16 protein-coding genes are annotated in these 20767 nt (G+C 36.3%); 15 read left to right on the top strand and 1 reads right to left on the bottom strand.

Annotation, left to right across the window (positions count from 1 at the left end; all coding sequences use genetic code 11):
* Nucleotides 1-3: 3 nt before the first annotated feature.
* Nucleotides 4-324 carry a hypothetical protein gene (locus P0Y62_07135; protein ID WEK71327.1) on the bottom strand — a complete coding sequence of 107 codons (321 nt, stop codon included), beginning with the start codon at nt 322-324 and terminating at the stop codon, nt 4-6.
* A gap of 515 nt (nt 325-839) precedes the next feature.
* On the opposite strand from P0Y62_07135, the gene P0Y62_07130 reads away from it, so the two are divergent.
* From P0Y62_07130 to P0Y62_07060, 15 genes are all read left to right on the top strand, one after another.
* Entirely contained in the window at nt 840-1421 is a 582-nt protein-coding gene (locus tag P0Y62_07130; GenBank protein WEK71326.1) for a DUF4255 domain-containing protein, read from the top strand.
* Between the two features lie 44 nt (nt 1422-1465).
* Entirely contained in the window at nt 1466-3187 is a 1722-nt protein-coding gene (locus P0Y62_07125; protein ID WEK71325.1) for a phage tail sheath C-terminal domain-containing protein, read from the top strand.
* 79 nt (nt 3188-3266) lie between these two features.
* Nucleotides 3267-4991 (top strand): phage tail sheath C-terminal domain-containing protein, encoded by a 1725-nt coding sequence (locus tag P0Y62_07120; protein ID WEK71324.1) that lies wholly within the window; start codon nt 3267-3269, stop codon nt 4989-4991.
* A 32-nt stretch (nt 4992-5023) separates the two neighbouring features.
* Nucleotides 5024-5455, top strand: a complete 432-nt coding sequence (locus P0Y62_07115; protein ID WEK71323.1) for a phage tail protein — start codon at nt 5024-5026, stop codon at nt 5453-5455.
* A gap of 23 nt (nt 5456-5478) precedes the next feature.
* Nucleotides 5479-6855, top strand: coding sequence for a phage tail sheath C-terminal domain-containing protein (locus P0Y62_07110; GenBank protein WEK71322.1), 1377 nt, complete (start codon nt 5479-5481; stop codon nt 6853-6855).
* Between the two features lie 32 nt (nt 6856-6887).
* Nucleotides 6888-7319 carry a phage tail protein gene (locus tag P0Y62_07105; protein WEK71321.1) on the top strand — a complete coding sequence of 144 codons (432 nt, stop codon included), beginning with the start codon at nt 6888-6890 and terminating at the stop codon, nt 7317-7319.
* A gap of 2 nt (nt 7320-7321) precedes the next feature.
* Nucleotides 7322-7789, top strand: coding sequence for a phage tail protein (locus P0Y62_07100; GenBank protein WEK71320.1), 468 nt, complete (start codon nt 7322-7324; stop codon nt 7787-7789).
* Between the two features lie 200 nt (nt 7790-7989).
* Nucleotides 7990-8148 carry a DUF5908 family protein gene (locus P0Y62_07095; protein WEK71319.1) on the top strand — a complete coding sequence of 53 codons (159 nt, stop codon included), beginning with the start codon at nt 7990-7992 and terminating at the stop codon, nt 8146-8148.
* A 14-nt stretch (nt 8149-8162) separates the two neighbouring features.
* Complete coding sequence (locus P0Y62_07090; GenBank protein WEK71318.1) at nt 8163-8882, top strand: LysM peptidoglycan-binding domain-containing protein; 720 nt, start codon at nt 8163-8165, stop codon at nt 8880-8882.
* A gap of 1 nt (nt 8883) precedes the next feature.
* Nucleotides 8884-10629 (top strand): type VI secretion system tip protein VgrG, encoded by a 1746-nt coding sequence (gene vgrG / locus P0Y62_07085; protein ID WEK71317.1) that lies wholly within the window; start codon nt 8884-8886, stop codon nt 10627-10629.
* 5 nt (nt 10630-10634) lie between these two features.
* The gene (locus P0Y62_07080; protein ID WEK71316.1) at nt 10635-10925 is read left to right on the top strand and encodes a PAAR domain-containing protein; all 291 of its coding nucleotides are present in this window, start codon (nt 10635-10637) and stop codon (nt 10923-10925) included.
* Between the two features lie 127 nt (nt 10926-11052).
* Entirely contained in the window at nt 11053-11463 is a 411-nt protein-coding gene (locus P0Y62_07075; protein ID WEK71315.1) for a GPW/gp25 family protein, read from the top strand.
* 88 nt (nt 11464-11551) lie between these two features.
* The gene (locus tag P0Y62_07070; protein WEK71314.1) at nt 11552-14605 is read left to right on the top strand and encodes a baseplate J/gp47 family protein; all 3054 of its coding nucleotides are present in this window, start codon (nt 11552-11554) and stop codon (nt 14603-14605) included.
* Between the two features lie 24 nt (nt 14606-14629).
* The gene (locus P0Y62_07065) at nt 14630-17458 is read left to right on the top strand and encodes a hypothetical protein (GenBank protein ID WEK71313.1); all 2829 of its coding nucleotides are present in this window, start codon (nt 14630-14632) and stop codon (nt 17456-17458) included.
* A gap of 13 nt (nt 17459-17471) precedes the next feature.
* Nucleotides 17472-20726 (top strand): Ig-like domain-containing protein, encoded by a 3255-nt coding sequence (locus P0Y62_07060; protein ID WEK71312.1) that lies wholly within the window; start codon nt 17472-17474, stop codon nt 20724-20726.
* Nucleotides 20727-20767 lie beyond the last annotated feature (41 nt).

Genomic DNA, 20767 nt, shown 5'->3' with positions numbered 1-20767 from the left:
GGCTTATTTCTTATCAAATTCGCCTCCCCAGAAACCTGCAGGACAAAGACTTAATTTTGATCTTTGTTTTGCACTCAATCTGCATCCGCATCCTCTTATAAATCCGTCTTTTGAAGAGTCTGAAACTTCCAGTGTTTTAGGATCCATCCATTTCATAGCATTGCAGTTGTTGCCATTTTTTAAGGGACATTGGTTACAGATTTCTTCTCTTATGGAAAAAATAAATTCCTCATCCTGATTGGCCACGCCTATTTTTGAGCGGAGTTCATTGAAATGCCCATCAATAATTTCATTACGCTTGCTAAAAAGTTTTTTGATATTCATGTGATTAAAGTTTTAAAATTATTGGGGTCAAAATTAAAGGAAGAAAAATCCTTTGACGAATTATGAGGCCTCTCTATTCAGTCTTTGCAGTAAAAGATAAAATTATAATTAGGGGGATATTTCTGATAAAAGTATTCCAACGGAGCCTTCAAAAGTAATGCTTCAAATGATATCCAATCTTCAATTCGATTATTGGTAACAGGTGTTGATGTATAAGCTTAAAAATGACAATTCAATTGATTGCCAAATACCGTATAGATGTATAGGTCTTTAATAACAAAATTAAATTTAAATGCTGAGGTTATATTTCACTTCAATAAGATTATTTAAAAGTGTTGTTTATTTTATTTGTTTTTAAATTATTGATTATCAATTTTTTATTTTAAATAATTCTAATTTTTTTCAAAAATATTGGAAATATTATTTACTGCAAAGACAGGTTTGATCCCTCAAAATATTTGTCTTTTGGATGGGGGCTATTGTATGTTTGCACCATAATAACAAAGAGCAAAATTATGATTAAAGAAGTATTGATGATTTTAAAAAATAAGCTGAATGATCCGGCAAAAGGCTTGATGGATGATGACGGCGAAATTGCAGTTGTTGATGATATAGCAAAACATGATGATGATACCTCGGAGCTTGATAATAAAGTAGTAATTACTTTACTGAACGTAGAGGAAGAGTCAACATTGAAGAACAAATCTTGGTACACAAGAAAAACGATAAGCGAAAATCCTCCTGTGTATGATATGAAAAAGCAGAATCCTCCGGCTTATTTGAACTTATATCTGATGATCTCTGCCAACAGAACTGCCTATGATAAAGCGTTAACAAACATATCAAAAGTTATTGAGATATTCCAGACCAATAATGTATTGGAATATATTGATTCTAACGCAGAGAAAAACTTCAAGTTCAGAATCGAACTGCATTCTATTCCCTTTGATCAGCTAAGTTATATCTGGGGATTATTAGGAGGAAAAGTGATGCCTTCTGTCTTATACAAGATCAGTGTAATCAAAATAGAGGCTGTAGATGAAGTTCCGGTTAAATTAATTGATACAGTAAATATAGAAAGTATTAAAGTCGATTAATCCAAAAAATAAAAACAAATAACCCTCAATTTAAATTTTCGAATATGTTAAATCTAAAAACACCAGGTGTTTCGGTTGAAGAAATTACAAGACTTCCTTATTCAGTTACATTAGCAGATACAACTATACCGGCATTCATTGGGTATACTGACTTTGCAACTGTTGGCTACAATAAACCCTTCAAAATCAATTCTTTTTTGCAATATGAAGAATATTTTGGAAAAGCCAAAAAAGAAAGTATTCAATTAAAAGATATAAAAGATAAGGGAGTAACTGTGGTGCCACCTCCGGTAAAGTTTTTAATGTATTATTCTTTACAGATGTATTTTGCGAATGGTGGTGGACCGTGTTATATTGTTTCGGTAGGAAATTATACATCGGCGGAAGTTCAATATACCGACTTAAAAACTGGTTTAGATAAGATTGAAAATTCAAATGAATCTACGCTTCTTGTTTTTCCTGATGCCATATCATTGACAAATCAGGAGCAATTCTATACACTTTATAATGAAGCAATAGCTCAGGCTGAACAAGTGAAAAACAGATTTGTCATTCTGGATACTTATTACGGAAACTCTGCAACTTTATCAGATAACCTTAATACAATTGAATACTTTAGAAATAAAGTAACCTCATCCAGCTATGCAGCAGCTTATTTTCCACATTTAAAAACCATATTGAATTATACTTTTGATGAGAGTGAAACACCAATTAATCATATAGGCTTACAAAGCGAAGGACAAACCACTGCTGATCTTTATGCAGGTGAGATTGCTGCTTTAGATGAATTAAAAAGGTTGGCAAGTGAGGAAATCTTAAATGGATCAGCAGATGCATTTGTTCTTGCGGACTTATTAGACCAGGCTGTTGCTATTGCGGAGGAAATTAATGAGGCTGCTGATGATACACATGGCGAAATACCAGATACAAAAACGGCTTTAACAGAGGTAATTGAAGAAGCAAAAGCTGTATCAGAAGCTATATATGACGGAATAATAGACGATTTTGTAATCCCGGATGGTACGGGCGGAAATACACCGGCCTTTAGTGAAGAGTTTGATGCATTAAAAGCTGCGATCCTTAATGTAAAAGACGAAAAAGGAGCTGCAGACGGAATAACACTTAAAAATTTAGAATCATCCAATTCAGAACTTTATAATCAGATAAAAAAAGAAATAAGGTCATTACATGTTGTTTTGCCGCCTTCCTCAGCAATGGCAGGAGTATATGGAAGAATAGACAATATAAGAGGAGTATGGAAAGCACCTGCTAATGTAAGCCTTAGTTATGTAGTGGCTCCGACAGAAAAAGTTTCGGACCAGGACCAGTCCGATCTAAACATAGATGTTTTAGGAAAATCAATTAATGCGATTAGAGCTTTTACAGGAAAAGGTACTTTGGTTTGGGGAGCAAGGACTCTTGATGGAAAAGATAAAAAAGAAGGTGATCTGGATAACGAATGGAAATATGTGCATGTACGCAGGTATTATGATATGATTGAACAATCCATACATCAAGCGCTCAAACAATTCATTAATCAGCCTAATATATCCTACACGTGGTTACGGGCAAAGACAATGTTGGAGAATTTTCTAAATCAACAATGGTTGGATGGTGCTTTGGCAGGAAGTACTCCGAAAGAAGCTTACCATGTTGAAGTGGATGGTAACGAACATGAGCCTAAAACAATGGATGTAATCGTTAAAATAGCACTAGTACGCCCGGCTGAATTTATCGTACTGAACTTTTCACACCAATTACAATAATTCTAAACATTCAATGATGAATGAACATTCGAAGTACAGCTTCGAGGAATAATTAATATTAATTTAAAATTTTTAACAAATGAATTACAAAACCCCTGGAGTCTATGTGGAGGAGAAGGAAACATTCCCGCCTTCCGTAGCGCAAGTTGAAACGGCTATTCCTGCCTTTATCGGGTATACAGCGGAGGGTCCCAAAAATAAGCCAACGAGAATCTCTTCGATGTTGGAGTATGAAGATCTTTTTGGAAAAGCAAACCCTGAAACTTTTGCTGTAGTTTTCAAAGATGGCGTTGCAACAGCAACACAAACTAAAGTAAGCGATTTCAAAATGTATTACGCTATGCAAATGTATTTTGCGAATGGCGGTGGAGCATGCTATGTCGTATCAGTAGGAGATTATACAGATACAGTAAGTGTAGGAACTTCTACAACACAAAAAACATTATTGTATGGTCTTGAATTATTAAAAAAAGAAGACGAACCGACTCTGATTGTTTTTCCGGATCTTCAAGGCTTAGTTCCTTCTGCTGCTGATATTGCTGTTGCTGAAGCTGCTGTAACAGTTGCTGAAGATATTGAAGATGTAGCTGCTGCTGCAAAAGTTGCTGCCGCCGCTGTAGTTACTGCTGCAAATGGAGGTACTGATGTTCAAACTACTGTTGCAGCTGCGGTTGCTAAAGTTAATGCTTATCCTGTTGCTGATGCTAGTAACCTTATTGAGGTTGCGGCTAATAAGGCTGCTAAGGCTGTTGCTGATGCTGCTGAAATTGCTGCAGCTGCTTCAAATGCTACTGTTGCAAGCGTTAAGAGTGCTGCTCAGGCTGCCGCTGCTGTTTTTAATACAGTGTCTACTACTGCTACAAATAATGCCCAAGCTTCTGCTAATTATGCTTTAGATCTTACTGAAATTGATGCTACTGATATTACTGCGGCTTATTCTGTCTATAACACTGCTTTGAATCAGGCAGAACTTATGAAAGACAGATTTGTTATCATGGATGTTCTTGGAGATGATGATGATACTTTTAGAAGTGAAGTCACTGCTTCAGGCTTAAAATATGGTGCAACCTATCATCCAAAATTAAAAACAGTTTTGAGTTATGATTTTAACGAGGCTGATGTTTTAGTTACGGGTACATTTGGGGTTGCAAGTTTAGCGGGATTGAAATTAGTGAATTCTGATTTTTATAACCAGGCTAAAAAAGCAATTCAGGCTAAAAAAGTAGTAATGGCTCCATCATCAACAATGGCGGGAGTGTATGCTAAAGTTGATGGTACTTCCGGAGTATGGAAATCACCGGCAAACTTAGGACTTAACTTTGTAGAAGCACCTGCAGTTAAAATTTCGGATAAACAACAAGATGCCCTTAATGTAGATCCGACTACAGGAAAATCAATCAATGCGATCAGAACGTTCACAGGAAAAGGAACTTTGGTTTGGGGAGCAAGAACACTGGACGGAAACAGCAACGAATGGAGATATATTTCTGTACGTCGTTTCTTCAACATGGTGGAAGAATCTGTGAAAAAAGCAACAGAACGTTTCGTTTTCGAACCCAATACAGCCAATACATGGATCCGTGTACAGACTATGATCGAGAATTTCCTGAACCAACAGTGGCAGGACGGAGCATTGGCAGGAAGCAAACCTGAAGAAGCTTACTATGTAAGTGTAGGTTTAAACAAAACGATGTCTGCTCAGGATATTCTGGAAGGAAGAATGAACATCGAAATCGGTATGGCAGCAGTACGTCCGGCTGAATTTATTGTGTTACGTTTTTCACACAAATTACAGGAAGCATAAAATAAATTAATAACAATAAATATACATAAATTATGAGTACATATCCATTAGTAAAGTTTGCCTTTGAAGTAGATTGGGGTGGAACAAAAGTAGGATTTCAGGAAGTAAGTGGATTAAATTCCGAAGCCGCTTTAATTGAATACAGACATGGAGCAAGTCCCGATTTCAGCAAGATTAAAATGCCGGGATTGAAAACTTTCAGCAACATTACTTTAAAGAGAGGAACTTTCAAAAGTGATAACGAATTTTTTGAATGGTTCCAGACGATTCAGCTGAATACAGTAGAGAGAAGATCGATTACAATTTCTCTTTTAGACGAAAATGGAGAACCAGCAGTAACGTGGAAAGTAAAAAATGCATTCCCGCTTAAAATGAATCCAACAGATCTGAAAGCAGAAGGTAATGAGGTTGCCATTGAAACGCTGGAAATTGCACACGAAGGATTAACAATCGAAAATAACTAATATTAACTTTAAAATTTAAAAAAATGAATTACAAAACACCCGGAGTCTACGTAGAGGAAATTGCAAAATTCCCACCCTCTGTAGCACAAGTAGAAACGGCTATCCCTGCTTTTATTGGATATACAACGCAAGGACCAAAAAATGAACCGACAAGAATCTCTTCTATGCTAGAGTACGAAACACTTTTCGGAAAACCAAAAGATGAAGGTGGAGAAATCTCTATTTCAATTGAAGATACTCTTGTCACTACAACTTACGGAAATAAATTCGGTATTTTCAAAATGTATTATGCTATGCAAATGTATTTTGCAAACGGCGGCGGACCATGTTACATTGTTTCTGCGGGAACTTATCCATCAAACGGGCAGGCACAATTGGCTGATTTAACAGCAGGTCTTGATACATTAGAAAAAGAAGACGAACCAACTCTTATTGTTTTCCCGGACGCTGAAGCTTTAACTGCAGCAGGAGCTTATCAATTATATAATTTAGCTTTAGATCAGGCAGAAGATTTGAAAGACAGATTTGTTATTATGGATGTTCTTGGAGATGTTTCTACATTTAGAACTGCGGGTCCTAGTTCTGGTACAAGTGGTGAGCGTCTAAAATATGGAGCTGCTTATTATCCAAAATTAGAGACAGTTTTAAGCTATGGCTTTGAAGATAAATCTGTTAAAATAACTAGCTATAAAGTAAAAGATGATTCAGGAACTCTTGTAAATGTTTCAATGCCTGTAAATCAAGATAACTTAGCATGGTTAAAATCAAAAAGTTCTGATTTGTATAACCAGGCTAAAAAATTAATTGAATCTAAAAAAATAGTATTGGCTCCATCATCAACAATGGCGGGAGTGTATGCTAAAGTTGATGCTACTTCAGGAGTATTTAAAGCACCGGCTAATGTTGGACTTAATTATGTAGTAGCACCAATAGTAAAAATTTCTCACGAAGATCAGGAAAGTCTTAACGTAGATCCAGATGCTGGAAAATCAATCAATGCGATCAGAACGTTTACGGGAAAAGGAACCTTGGTTTGGGGAGCAAGAACATTAGATGGAAACAGTAACGAATGGAGATATATTTCTGTACGTCGTTTCTTTAACATGGTGGAAGAATCTGTGAAAAAAGCAACAGAACGTTTTGTTTTTGAACCTAATACAGCCAATACATGGATCCGTGTGCAGACTATGATCGAGAATTTCCTGAACCAGCAGTGGCAGGACGGAGCATTGGCAGGAAGCAAGCCTGAAGAAGCTTACTATGTAAGTGTAGGTTTAAACAAAACGATGTCTGCTCAGGATATTCTGGAAGGAAGAATGAACATCGAAATCGGTATGGCAGCAGTACGTCCGGCTGAATTTATTGTGTTACGTTTTTCACACAAATTACAGGAAGCATAAAATAAATTAATAACAATAAATATACATAAATTATGAGTACATATCCATTAGTAAAGTTTGCCTTTGAAGTAGATTGGGGTGGAACAAAAGTAGGATTTCAGGAAGTAAGTGGATTAAATTCCGAAGCCGCTTTAATTGAATACAGACATGGAGCAAGTCCCGATTTCAGCAAGATTAAAATGCCGGGATTGAAAACTTTCAGCAACATTACTTTAAAGAGAGGAACTTTCAAAAGTGATAACGAATTTTTTGAATGGTTCCAGACGATTCAGCTGAATACAGTAGAGAGAAGATCGATTACAATTTCTCTTTTAGACGAAAATGGAGAACCAGCAGTAACGTGGAAAGTAAAAAATGCATTCCCGCTTAAAATGAATCCAACAGATCTGAAAGCAGAAGGTAATGAGGTTGCCATTGAAACGCTGGAAATTGCACACGAAGGATTAACAATCGAAAATAACTAATCATGGCTCTTTTATATCCTCCAACCAGTTTCTCTTTTATTGTTAATGGGATCTCGACAACAGAGGGTATTGACTCCAGATTTCAATCTATCTCCGGTTTATCAACAGAAATTCCAACTGAAGAATATGCCGAAGGAGGCGAAAACAGATTTACTCATCAGCTTCCTTTGAGACCCAAATATCCTAATTTAGTTCTTAAACGTGGGTTGATCGTAAGTTCCGGATTGATAAGCTGGTGCAGAAATGCGATGGAAAACTTCGAGTTTGAACCAAGAAATCTGATCGTTACCCTTTCAGGGGGTCTACAATCTACAGCACCTTTAATGGTTTGGAATGTAGTTGGAGCATACCCTGTAAAATGGGAAGTTTCAGAATTCAATGCAGAAGAAAGCAAGCTTGCTATTGAAACCATAGAACTGAAATACAGATATTTCACAATACCCTCGTCATTAGCAAGCTTAGGCTTGTAATTTCTAAATCTAATCTAAGCACTGGAAGTGTGTTAGTTTTCAGATAACATTCAGCAAAATTTTTCAGATAAATAACAACAGATTGGTCTATCGCAAGACTGAACGCACTCTGTATGTGCTTAGATTTTTTAAAATAAATATGTTAAATCATTGGTTATTAGTGTTTTTGGATATTAATAATTGATTAAAAAACAAACGAAATGCCAATAGAAATAAAAGAGCTTCACATTAAAATAAATGTGGACGAAAAAGCAGCAGCGACAACTACTCAATCGGTAGATGAAGCTAAAATTATGCGAGCAGTGAGTGAAAGTGTAGAACAAGTAGTAAATATTGAACAACGTAAAAAAGAAAGATAATGGGAGGAGAAATTATGAAAGTAAAAATAGATACCTATGAGGATGCTAGCTACAACAAAATAAAAAAGAGTGGAGCTTTTAAAGCTATGATTAATCCAACCGGTTTCTCTTTTACACGCAAAAATGAATACAATACCACACAGCCAAGCGGGGCAAGTGCAGGTGAGCAGAAATTTGATAAAACTTCCTCGCCATCATTACAGCTAGAGTTTTTGTTTGATGGCACGGGGGTAACAAAAGATAACCCAGGTAATAAGCTTGTCAATAAGATAAAAGAAGGTTTAGGAAAAAAAGATCCTTTTAGCAAAAAATCGGTTACAGATCAACTTTATGATTTTTATGAAGCAACTGGAAATTATGACGGGACAATTCATAAACCATATAACGTCATCATTATTTGGGGAAAATTTGAATTTAAAGGTATTCTTAATGAGTTTACAATAGATTATAAATTATTCAACAATGACGGAACTCCTTTAAGAGCTATAGGAAAAGCAAATTTTGGTGGGTCGATTAGTAAAGAACTTGCAGCAAAAATTGCAAATACATCGTCTCCGGATCTTACCCATAAAAGAACAGTGCAGGATGGAGATACATTGCCTTTAATGACTGAAAGAATTTACGGAGATTCCAAATACTATTTAGAAGTTGCAAAGGCAAATGGTCTTGTCAATTTCAGGCAATTAAAACCAGGGAGTGAACTCTATTTTCCACCAATAGAAAAAACATCATAAAATGAACAACAGCGGATACATACAAACATCAAGAACTTCCGATTTAATAACCTATAAGGTAATGGCCGGAGACTCAGAATTGCCTGGCAAATATGGTGTGAAAAGCATAGTGGTAGAAAAAGAAGTTAACAGAATTCCTTATGCCCGTATCGTTATTTTAGATGGAAGTGTACCGGAGCAGGATTTCAAGCTAAGTAATGAAGAACTGTTAATTCCCGGAAAAGAAATCGAAATTACAGCAGGATATCACTCCGAAGAAAAAACCATCTTTAAAGGAGTTGTGGTAAAACACAATATAAAAATCAGAAACGGAGCTTCTTATCTCATTATCGAATGCAGGGATAAGGCTGTAAAAATGACTTTAGGAAGAAAAAGTAAATATTTCTACGACAGCAAAGACAGTGATATCATTGAAGAATTAATTGGTAACAGCGGTGCAACTGCTGATGTTGAAGCTACTTCAAACTCACATAAAGAACTGGTGCAGTATCAGGCTTCTGATTGGGATTTTATGTTAACCAGAGCACAGGTAAACGGTAAATTGTGTTTTGTTGATGACGGAACGATCAAAATTGCCAAGCCGAATTTTAGCGGTGAAGCAGTGGAAACAGTGGTTTACGGATCCTCAGTACACGAATTTGACGGAGAAATTGACGCCAGAGATCAATTCAACAAAATTACAGCTAAAACCTGGAGCTATACCGATCAGGAACTGACGGAAGTGGAAGCTCAGGATCCGGCTATTAATCTGAATGGAAATCTTTCATCCGGCGATTTGGCAAAGGTTTTCGGAATTGAAGATCTTCAGCTTAAGCATGGCGGAAATCTTACGCAGGGCGAGTTGCAGGAATGGGGCGATGCTAAAGCAACCTTTCAGCAATTGGCTAAAACAAGAGGAAGAGTAAAATTCCAGGGAATTCCATCCGTGAAACCAGGAGTTTCATTAACGCTACAAGGAGTAGGGAATAGATTTAACGGAAAAATATACGTTACTGGTGTCCGTCATGAAATAGCCGACGGAAACTGGCTGGTTGATGCTCAGTTTGGACTTTCTCCAACGTGGTTTTCAGAAACTTATGATGTAAGCGAAATGCCTGGCTCAGGAATTATTCCTTCCATAAGCGGATTGCATATTGGTGTTGTGTCACAATTGGAATCAGATCCGGATGGAGAAGACAGAATCTTAGTGCAAATACCGATCATTAATAATGAAGAGGAAGGAATTTGGGCTAGAATAGCTACTCTTGACGCCGGAGAAAACAGAGGGTCATTTTTCAGACCGGAAATCGGGGATGAAGTTATCATCGGATTCATTAATGATGATCCCAATGATGCCGTGGTACTGGGAATGCTGAACAGCAGCAAAAAACCGGCTCCGCTTGTCGCTTCTGATGAGAACAATGAAAAGGGTTTTGTAACCCGAAGCGAAATGAAAATGATCTTTAATGATGATAAAATCTCTTATACTCTTGAAACACCAAAAGGTAAAAAAGTGATTCTGGATGAAGATGCGGATATCATTAAAATAGAAGATGAACATTCCAATATCCTTACGCTTAATAAAGATGGCATCAGTATAGAAAGCGGAAAAGACATCAAGATTAAGGCAAAAGGTGACATTAAAATGGAAGGAACCAATATCAGTGTGAAAGCAAGTGCTCAGTTAAAAGCTGAAGGGAGTTCCGGCTCAGAGCTTAAATCAGGAGCAGTAACAGTAGTAAAAGGATCTCAAGTTAAAATTAATTAATAACCATGAAACCGGCAGCAAGAATTACAGATATGCATACCTGTCCTATGGTGACGGGAAATGTTCCGCATGTAGGCGGACCGATCATTCCTGCAGGAGAACCTACAGTGCTTATTGGAGGAAAACCCGCAGCCAGAGTGGGAGACAAAGCAGTGTGTACAGGTCCTTTAGATACTATTGCATCAGGATCTTCAAGTGTCTTGATAGGCGGAAAACCTGCTGCAAGAATGGGGGATTCTACCGCTCATGGAGGCGTAATAAGCGCAGGCGAAGCTACTGTTTTAATAGGCGGATAATAAGAGCAGGGTTTGAAATGAGGAGAAACCGCTATTTAAATAAACATCAATAACAAAACGGTTAGAACAACCAAAACTCTATGCTACAGATGCAAGATGTTACAACTAAATATAATACCAATAACGTATGAAAATAAATACAGATTTTTTAGGAATAGGCTGGAGCTTCCCGCCTGAGTTTAATCAAACTGAAGGAAAACTGGCAATGACCACCGATGTGGAAGACATTAATAATAGCCTTATTATTTTATTGTCAACCCGCCCGGGAGAACGTGTAATGTTCCCAAACTACGGATGCGACTTGCAGGAGATGCTCTTTAAGCCTTTAGATTTAACGCTTATCACACAGATGAAAGGAATCATCGAACGTGCAATTTTATATCACGAACCTAGAATAAACATTCTAAGTATTGACATTGATACCCAGGAAGAGCTTGAAGGAGAAGTGTTGATAAAAATTGACTACGAAGTAAGAAATACGAATACAAGAAGCAATATTGTTTTTCCTTTTTATAAAGAGGAAGCTACTGAAAAATAATGAATTACGGGATGTCTGTAGCCATTTTGAATACTACCAATATTACAATAAGTATTGCATCTGACCATAGAAAGATAAATATAAACAAATGAAAAAAACAGATACATTTTCACATTATCGTGAAGGAAAATCACAAATGCAGCGCTTTTTAGCAGAATTAGATCCTGGCAATCTTGAATTACACGATTTCGATTTGTTTGATTGGCTATTATTCGCAAACAATTTTGCACAGCGTGTAAACTATTTTGACAAAGGCGATCACACAACACCAAAAGGAAGATGGGGAAACTTCTTCTTAGGTGACGATGCCGATACGATTCCGCGCAGAGAAAGCGTGGAGTATAAAAGTATGAAAAAACAGGTTGCAGACCTTATTTCCCAGTTTGAACAAGACAGTAATTTAACGCCTCACCTCACCTTATTTGTCTGTTTTTTAAAATTATTGGATTTTTCAAAAAAGGCCTTCAATAATTTAACAAAAAGGCATCTGGATTTTTATTATAATGAAATCCTTCAGATTGAAAAAAATGATGCCAAAGAAGACAAGGTTTATGTGATTTTTGAATTGGCGAAAAAAGCAATTCAGGAGAGAATTCCAAGCGATACCTTGCTGGATGGTGATAAAGATGCGAACGGAAAAAAACGTATTTACAAAACAGGTGACGAGCTTATCGCCAATCAGGCAAAAGTAGTTGAGGTTAAAAGTTTTTTAAACGACGTAAAAGAAAGGGAGCTGAAAATGGCTTCGATAGCAAATTCTTCCGATGGTTTGGGTGATAAATTACCTGAAGAGAGCAATTATTGGTGGCCTTTCGGATATAATGCTAATGAAACAATTGCTGATAAAAAATCTATTTATAAAGAACTTCCAAAAGCTAAACTGGGGTTTTCGGTGGCATCATTATTATTTGATTTGAAAGAAGGTGAAAGAACAGTAACTCTTAAAATTGATTTTAATAAAAACTCAACGCAAAAACTACAAGAACTTCCGGAAGGATATATTGAAAATAATATTAAGGTGCTTTGTAGCGGCGAAAAAGAATGGTTGTCAGGAATCCCTTTACAATGCAACAAAAAGGAAGAAGACATATTAGAGCTTTCTTTTACATTACCAAAAGATTTTCCCGCGGTTGTAAAATACAATAAGGAAGTACTTTTGGAAAGATTCCAGACCAATTTCCCGGTTGTACGATTCATGATCGAAGGACCAAATTACTACGATATCTACGAAGCTCTTTCAGAAAAGCTAATAAAAAACATAGAAATAGCGGTTGATGTAAAAGGGATAAAATCTGTTCAATTAGAAAATGATAGTGATACCTTAAATTCAGAAAAACCTTATTACCCATTTACTGCACAACCCATTAAAGGTTCTAATTTTTATATTAAATATCCTGAGATGTTTTCTAAAAAATGGCTGAACGCGGACATTACCATCAACTGGAAAAATGCTCCTGATTCCATAAAAGATCTATACAACGGATATATAATCCAGCCTGGTCAAAACATTAGTTTGGGAGATTTCCAGACATTGGAAGCTTCTTCAATTGTAAGTTCTGATGCTTATTTTAAAGCAGATGCTGCCTTGTTGGAGAAAGAAGTATGGTATGATAAAGTGAATGATCTTGAATTGTTCAAAAAAATAGACGGTGTTTATAAAACCCGGTTTTCTATTAATAATACAAGCAATGAATCGGGAACGAGTGAGTCTATCCGGTTGACGCTGAATCAGTCTTCTTTACATGATGTATATCCTAAATTGTATACATTGGCATTATCAAGCGCGCCACAATATAAAAAGCTCATTCCGAATGAACCTTATATTCCGTTTGCTGAAGACATAGAACTGAGCTATAGCGCCAAAGAAACTGCATATTCATATCTAAGAAAAGACTCTAACGGAGAAGCTACAAAAAGCGAAGGAGTACAGGTGTATCATGAAGATGCATTTGGGCAGTACGAAAAAGAAATTGAAACCAAAAGTATTGTACCTGTACACCAAAATGGAGGGGAACTGTACATCGGTCTTGAAGCGATGCCTAAAACCACAGTTTCTTTACTGATTCAAATGCTGGAAGGAAGCGAAAATCCTTTAGCGAAAACTTTCCTGGAAAAAGAGTTTATAGAATGGCATATCCTTTCAAATAATACATGGATTGATCTGTCAGATTATATGCTGCAGAATGAAACCAGAAAGTTCCTGGAATCGGGGATTGTAAAGTTTAAAATTCCTAAAGATATCGATACAAACCATACAAGATTCACCGATGGATTAGTCTGGATCAGAGCCAAATCAGGAAGAAGCTATGATGCGGTATGTAAAGTCCAGGGAATATATACTCAGGCTGTTTTAGCAACATTCCAAAACCAGGACAATGATTTATCTCATTTAAATAACGGGTTAGAAGCCAATACCATTAAGAAGCTTATTACCAGAGTTCCACAAGTGAAATCGGTGCATCAGCCTTATAATTCTTTCGATGGTAAATACAAGGAAACAGATGTTGAGTTTTACAGACGCGTGAGTGAACGATTAAGACATAAGCACAGAGCAATCACCCAATGGGATTATGAAAGTCTGGTACTGCAGGAATTCCCGGAAGTCTTTAAGGTAAAATGTTTAAACCACACTTCTGAAAATTCCTATATGGCTCCCGGCCATGTTACGCTGATGGTAGTACCGAATATTAAAAATAAAAATGCTTTTGATATCTATCAGCCAAGAGTAAGCAGAGCCAGTCTGAATAAAATTCAAAATTATGTAAATGAATTAAATACGATGCATGTTACTGCTCAGGTAATCAATCCTAATTATAAAGAAGCCAAAATAGAAGCAAAGGTTAAATTCTTTGAGCAATATGATGAAACATTCTATACCAGACAATTGGATGAAGATATTAAAAAATATATCTCTCCTTGGGCTTTTACAGACACTAAAGACATTGATTTTAATGTAGAATTGAATGTCAATCAACTGGTGAGTTATCTGGAGCAGCTGTATTATGTGGATTATATTGATGAGATCAAAATACTGGTGAATAATGTTTTGCAAAGACAATCTTTAATTGAGGTGGATCCAAAATCAATCCTGGTATCTGCGAAGCAGCATAATATTACGATTACAGACCAGGTATGTATTTAATAATAAAAAGAAGAGAACATAATTATGTCAGAAAATAAGCACATTAGTATATCAAAAAATATAGAAACCGGAGATCAGACCGATTTTCATTTTCTACGCAGAACAGGTATTGAATACATAGAAAAGCTGGGAGGAAAACTTTGGACAGATTATAATTCCCACGATCCTGGTATTACTACTTTAGAAGTGTTGAGCTATGCCATAACAGATCTTGGGATGAGAATGAATCTGAATATGGAAGATATCTTAACATCCGAAGATGTAAATAAAGACATTCATACACAGTTTCTGAAAGCTACAGAGATTTTGCCATCCAGACCTCTTAATGAGCTTGATTATAGAAAGCTTTTTATAGATATCAACTCAGTGGCAGGTCATAAGAGGCCCATTCGTAACTGTTGGTTAGTACCTAAAAATGAAATATTGTATGTGGATTGTAAAACGGGGCAGATAGACTTTAAACCTATTGGAGAAAAGACACAGCACTTCGATATAAAAGGACTGTATGATCTGTATGTAGATTATGCTGAAGATATTAATGATATAGGTACAGGATGCGAAAAATCCAATGTCAAAATTCAGATATTAGACCGTTATCATGCCAATAGAAGCCTTTGTGAAGATTTAGCTGAAATTAAAGAAGTTGAAATCCAGAAAGTTGCTGTGTGTGCCCGTATCGGATTGGTAAACAAAGCTGATGAAGAGCTGGTACATGCCAAAGTAATAAAAACGATCAATAATTACTTATCTCCGGAAGTCCATTTTTATTCTTTAAAACAGATGCTTGAAAAAGGTCTGACTACGGATCAAATTTTTGATGGGCCGCTTCTGGATAATGGTTTTATTGATACCGAAGAACTTAAAAATAGTCAGCTAAGAAGAGAGGTTCGCCTTTCTGATCTTATCAGTGAAATCATGAAAATTGATGGCGTTAAAGAAATTCACGAAATCTCTATTGCAGGTTGTGATAACGTGATCAAGCAGACCAACGATTGGCTGATCTGTATTGAAAAAGGCAGAAAACCGGAATTGTGTGAGCTGAGTTCGTTCAGCTACAGTAAAGGTTCGCTTCCGTTAAATATCAATAAGAAAAAAGTTCAGGAGTATTTAGAAACCCTTAAAAGAGAAGAAGATGTACTCAGAGATGATGCAAGATTAAATAAAGAATTGGCTCTGCCACAGGGAACATCCTATGATGTAGCCAACTATGCCACTATTTTAAATGAATTTCCGGATACTTACGGAGTAGGAATATCAGGGATTATAGGAAATAATACTCCCGAAAGAGAAGCTCTGGCAAAACAATTAAAAGCATATTTATTGTTTTTTGATCAGATATTGGCAGGCTACTTCAAACATCTTGAAAAAGTAAAAGAAGTATTGAGTGTAAATGGCGGTTTAAAAAGAACATTCTTTACACAGGCTCTTAAAAATATTAAAGGTTTTGATGAGCTGGTTTCTAATTATCCTACCGAAAATGATGATGAACTTACAGATTCCCTATATGAAGAGCTTGATAACAGTGTAGAACGTAGAAACGAAGTTTTAGACCATCTGATTTCCCGTTTTGCTGAAACCTTCAGTGACTATACTTTCTTAATGAAATCACTGTATGGAAAATCTACCGATGAAATTGTACTGAGCAACAAAGAGAAGTTCTTAAACGAATACAAATCTTTAAGTAAAGATCGCGGATTGGGTTATAATTATACTTTGTTCGCAGATTCAGCGCTTTGGAACACAGATAATATTTCCGGGGTACAGAAAAGAATTGCGCGTTTATTGGGCGTTAAAAACTATACCCAAAGAAGCTTGTCCCAGTCGCCGGTGTCGATTATTAAAACAGAAAATGGTGGAGGTAAGGCAAGTTATACCTGGAAAATCAAAGATGGTGATGGCAATATTATCTTATCATCTGTCAATACCTATCAGATTGAATATGCTGCAACCAAAAACCTCAATGAAGCAATTTATCAAACCATTCAGATAGATCAGGAAGACCTGGAAAATGCATTGAAGAAATTCGATGAAGAAGATGCTGCTACCATAGAAAAAATAAAAAATTGCCAAGATAATTACTGTCTGATTGGGAATATAAAAGTGCGTGTTTCATTAGGGGGTAATTACTATTTTGAAGTAATAGACGATACCGAACAGCAAAATGTGATTGCGACTCATAAAAAAACCAGTCCTTATTCTACATTGGAAGAACTGAAATATGGAATCAGACAGACAGTAAAGTATTTTAAATATGAATTTACAGAAGAAGGAATTTTTCTTGTTGAACATTTATTACTGAAACCAACCGCTAAAGATTATAAAATCGTAGGAGGTATTGGTTGTATGTCAATCGAAGAAACCTTTAAAGTAATGTATGATATTGATACCCAGGATTCAGCTACTGGTTCGGTGGAATATTCCGATGCCTTCATGTCTTCTTGTGAAGAAGATTGTGAAACAGATGTTTTCGATCCTTATTCTTACAGAGTAAGTGTGGTTCTTCCGGGATTTGCTTATCGTTTTCAGGATCCGGATTTCAGACGCTATGCAGAAACAGTCATTAGACAGGAGATTCCTGCCCATGTTCTGGCAAAAATTTGCTGGGTAGGAGACCGCCTGAGCGAAAAAGAAACAGCTCAGAATGACCTGGCGGAATTTGAAGTGGCTTTTAAAAAATATCTTTCAGATAAGTCGAAAGACAATACTGCTAATCTTGGAAATAGTATTCATGATTTACTGATTGCTCTTACCAATCTGAACAATATCTACCGACCGGGAAGACTTCTGGACTGCGCCATGGAAAATGATGATGACTTAGACGGAAAAATCATATTAGGACAATCAAACATATAAAAATTGACAAACAATGAATACTAAATTAGATAATGTAACAACCCAATATAGAAAGTTCAACGAAAATCAGGCGTTAACAGAGGGGCAACTAAACGAATTTATAGACTATTTCGAGGATCAGGACAGGCTGTCACGAACACGATTGAGTGGTGTAGGAGTAGTATGTGGTTTTAAATCGGAATACACAGATTTACTTTTACCTTCTGAAATTGATATGGTGAAAAAAATCGGACGGGATCCTTTCCTTCAGACCATTTCAATTGCACAGGGAGTCGGAGTTACGACAGATGGAGATCTGATAACGCTGCGTCAAAAGGGAAAGAATGCATCAGAAGCTTTGATCGATTTCAGCGAAATAAGATACAAATATTACAGAGATTATACAGATGTAGTAAGATATGAGCATTTCCGTATTGGCGGTCAGCAAATACCCCTTATAGAATTAATTACCGAAGAAGAGTTTAATGAACTAACAGCGGCAGGTGCTAGTGCAGCAGATTTTAAGCTATTCGGTAGCATTCGGAATATATATGATAAGATTGTTATTCTGTATTTAGAAAGTTATTCCAATGAAGAGACGCCATGTCAGGATGCTGATTGTGATAATACAGGAGCTGAACAGGTATCTAATCTTAAAGTGCTTTTGGCGGATTCTCAGTCGGTTTCAGATCTTCTTGCCAAAGGTGATGCCAAAGACACTATTTATAATGTTCACAATGCTTATGAAGAGTTGTTTGATCATCTGCCTAAAATAGAGGCCAAAAGAATTATTTTGGATGCTAAAACCAATACAGAACGACTGTTAAAAACAAAATTTCAAGCTGCCAATAGTGTTATTAAAGAATTAAGTGAAGGTTTTAATGCAATTGCTGGCATTTTTAATGTGAATGTCAACTTTGGTGGGCAAAACCTTTATGATAAACTGAATTCTTTGTTGTATCCGGAAGTTTCAAGGCTTGATGATTATCAGTACCGATACGATCTGCTGAAAGATTTAATAGATACATATAATGAAATAAAAGACTTGATTTTACAGCTTAATGTTGAATGTTGTCCTAGTATAGCGTCTTTCCCTAAGCATTTGATGTTGGGACCTGTGGGAGCAAGGCTGGAATTAGGAGATCATACTCGTTTCCGCCACGATTTCTATAACTCACCGGTCACTACAAATGATGATGAGAACTATGAAAGAGTTCTAATGCTTGCCAGTCGTTTTGTACAAAAGATAAATGGATTTCAGTCATATATAGGACCTGTTAAAATCACACCTTCCAACCTTAACGTAAGATTGGGTGAAAAAGCAATCCCATATTACTATAATGTAGATAAACCATTATTGGAGAAATGGAACTTTGAAAAAACAAAAGTAGATAGAGAAACTTATAATTTAAGTTATCATACAACGAATTTGGCGACAGCGGACTTTGTTCAAAATCCATTGAACTATAATATTGATAACAATGATTTCTATAGAATTGAAGGTTTTTTAGGATTGCCTTTTGAAACCGCTTATCAAAATATCAACGATCTTAAAAGACAGTACGGATTGGCATTTGATGTCATTGTATTGCTTTTGGGAGAAGATGAAAAAGTGGAGAGAGAAGTAGTAGTAGCTGAACCGAAAAAAGTATCAATAGAAGAACTTAGAAAGCAGCTGGTTGCTATTTCTGGCGACATTAGCAAAGAAAAAGGGGATACAAAAAGCGCTTTACTGAACTTGTCTAAATTAGACAGCCAGTTAAAGTTGTTAAATAAGGTAGATTTTACAGCTAAAGGATCTTCAGGAGAAGATGTTACGATTGTAAAGGAAGATCCGCGAAAAAAAGAAATTACGGCCGAGCTTTTGAGCGAATTTTTAGATCGAAAATCTGGCTTAGAGCATAAGGCAGGAGTAATGCCTGGAGGAACCTTTGTTTTAATTGCAGTATCTGCAACAAACAATCAGGTGATTGCAGATTTTTCATTACCATACTTGTGCTGTTCTAAAGAAAAACCAAACGTTCCTCCTATCGCTTTAGACGATAAAGCTTCATGTATGATCGGTAAAACAGTGATTATATCTGTTCTGGATAACGATTATGATGCGGATAACGACATACTGACCGTTATTAAAAAATCCGATCCGTCTCACGGAACAGTAGTGTTAAACGGTGATGGTACATTCACTTATACTCATGATGGTACGCCTAATCTCTTAGATTCATTTACATATTGTGTTAATGACGGTAAAGATGACAGTAATATCGCAACGGTATCTATTAATATCAAATCGGCACCGGTAGCAGTAAATGATCATGCTTCAACATCAATTGGCGGATATGTTGATATAGCGGTGAAAGACAATGATTATGACCTAGGAAATACTCCGTTAACTGTGTTTATCAAGACCCAGCCAGCACACGGAATCGCAAGTTTAAATACAAATGGAACAATAAGATATACGCATGATGGCTCTACAAACCTTACAGATTCGTTTACATATTATATAAACGATGGTGAATTAGACAGTAATATTGCTACAGTAACAATCAGTATTGCGCCTCCTCCGTGTGATTCGGGTATGGACGTTGTATTTATATTTGATTATACAGGAAGTATGGGTGGTCAGATTGAGGCTGCTAAATCTGGAGCTGCAAACATTATCAATACAATAGAAGGGCAATCCGATAGAAATGCTTACAGATTAGGTATTGTATTAGCTGATGAATATAGATCTAAAACAGTTTCCAACTATCATACTGCTCCGGCTTACACAAGCTTAAATCCATCTCAAAAATTTGTCAATACCGGACTTAATTCAAGTTTCCAATGGATAACAGCAATGGAAATGATGTCTGAAAATAATAAGTTCACTTTTGATGCTCAGCTTAAAAAATTGAATAATCCGGGAGGTGGACTAAGTCTTGGATACGGAGTCGGAGGACCAGAACCAACTGACATGGCATTGAGTAGAGTCGTGGAATACGATTTTGCTGGGAAATTCAGAAATAATGTGGCAAAATATGTGATCATTATAACAGATATTACTCCTGGAGGTAATGATGATAATGCTACAGCCGTAGATGTTGTTGAAATGAACAGGCTTAAAAATGCATGTATTGCCAAATCAATTAAGGTGATTGTACTGGGAGATGGTGTTAACAGTCAGATTAATGGAACATACATCTGGAGAGAATTAGCAGACGGAACAGGAGGTTCTTGGAACTCAAGTTATAATGCAAGTGCTATTCAGGCAGCAATTATAAATGGTTGTGGAGGTACTAAATAATAATCTGAAAACTCACAATTTAGAATAATATTCTGCAGTTG

Origin of the sequence: Candidatus Chryseobacterium colombiense (genome assembly GCA_029203185.1) — a bacterium.
Lineage (GTDB): Bacteria > Bacteroidota > Bacteroidia > Flavobacteriales > Weeksellaceae > Chryseobacterium > Chryseobacterium colombiense.
The sequence above is the reverse complement of the archived record's forward strand: the minus strand, read 5'-3'. Positions and strand labels throughout refer to the sequence as shown.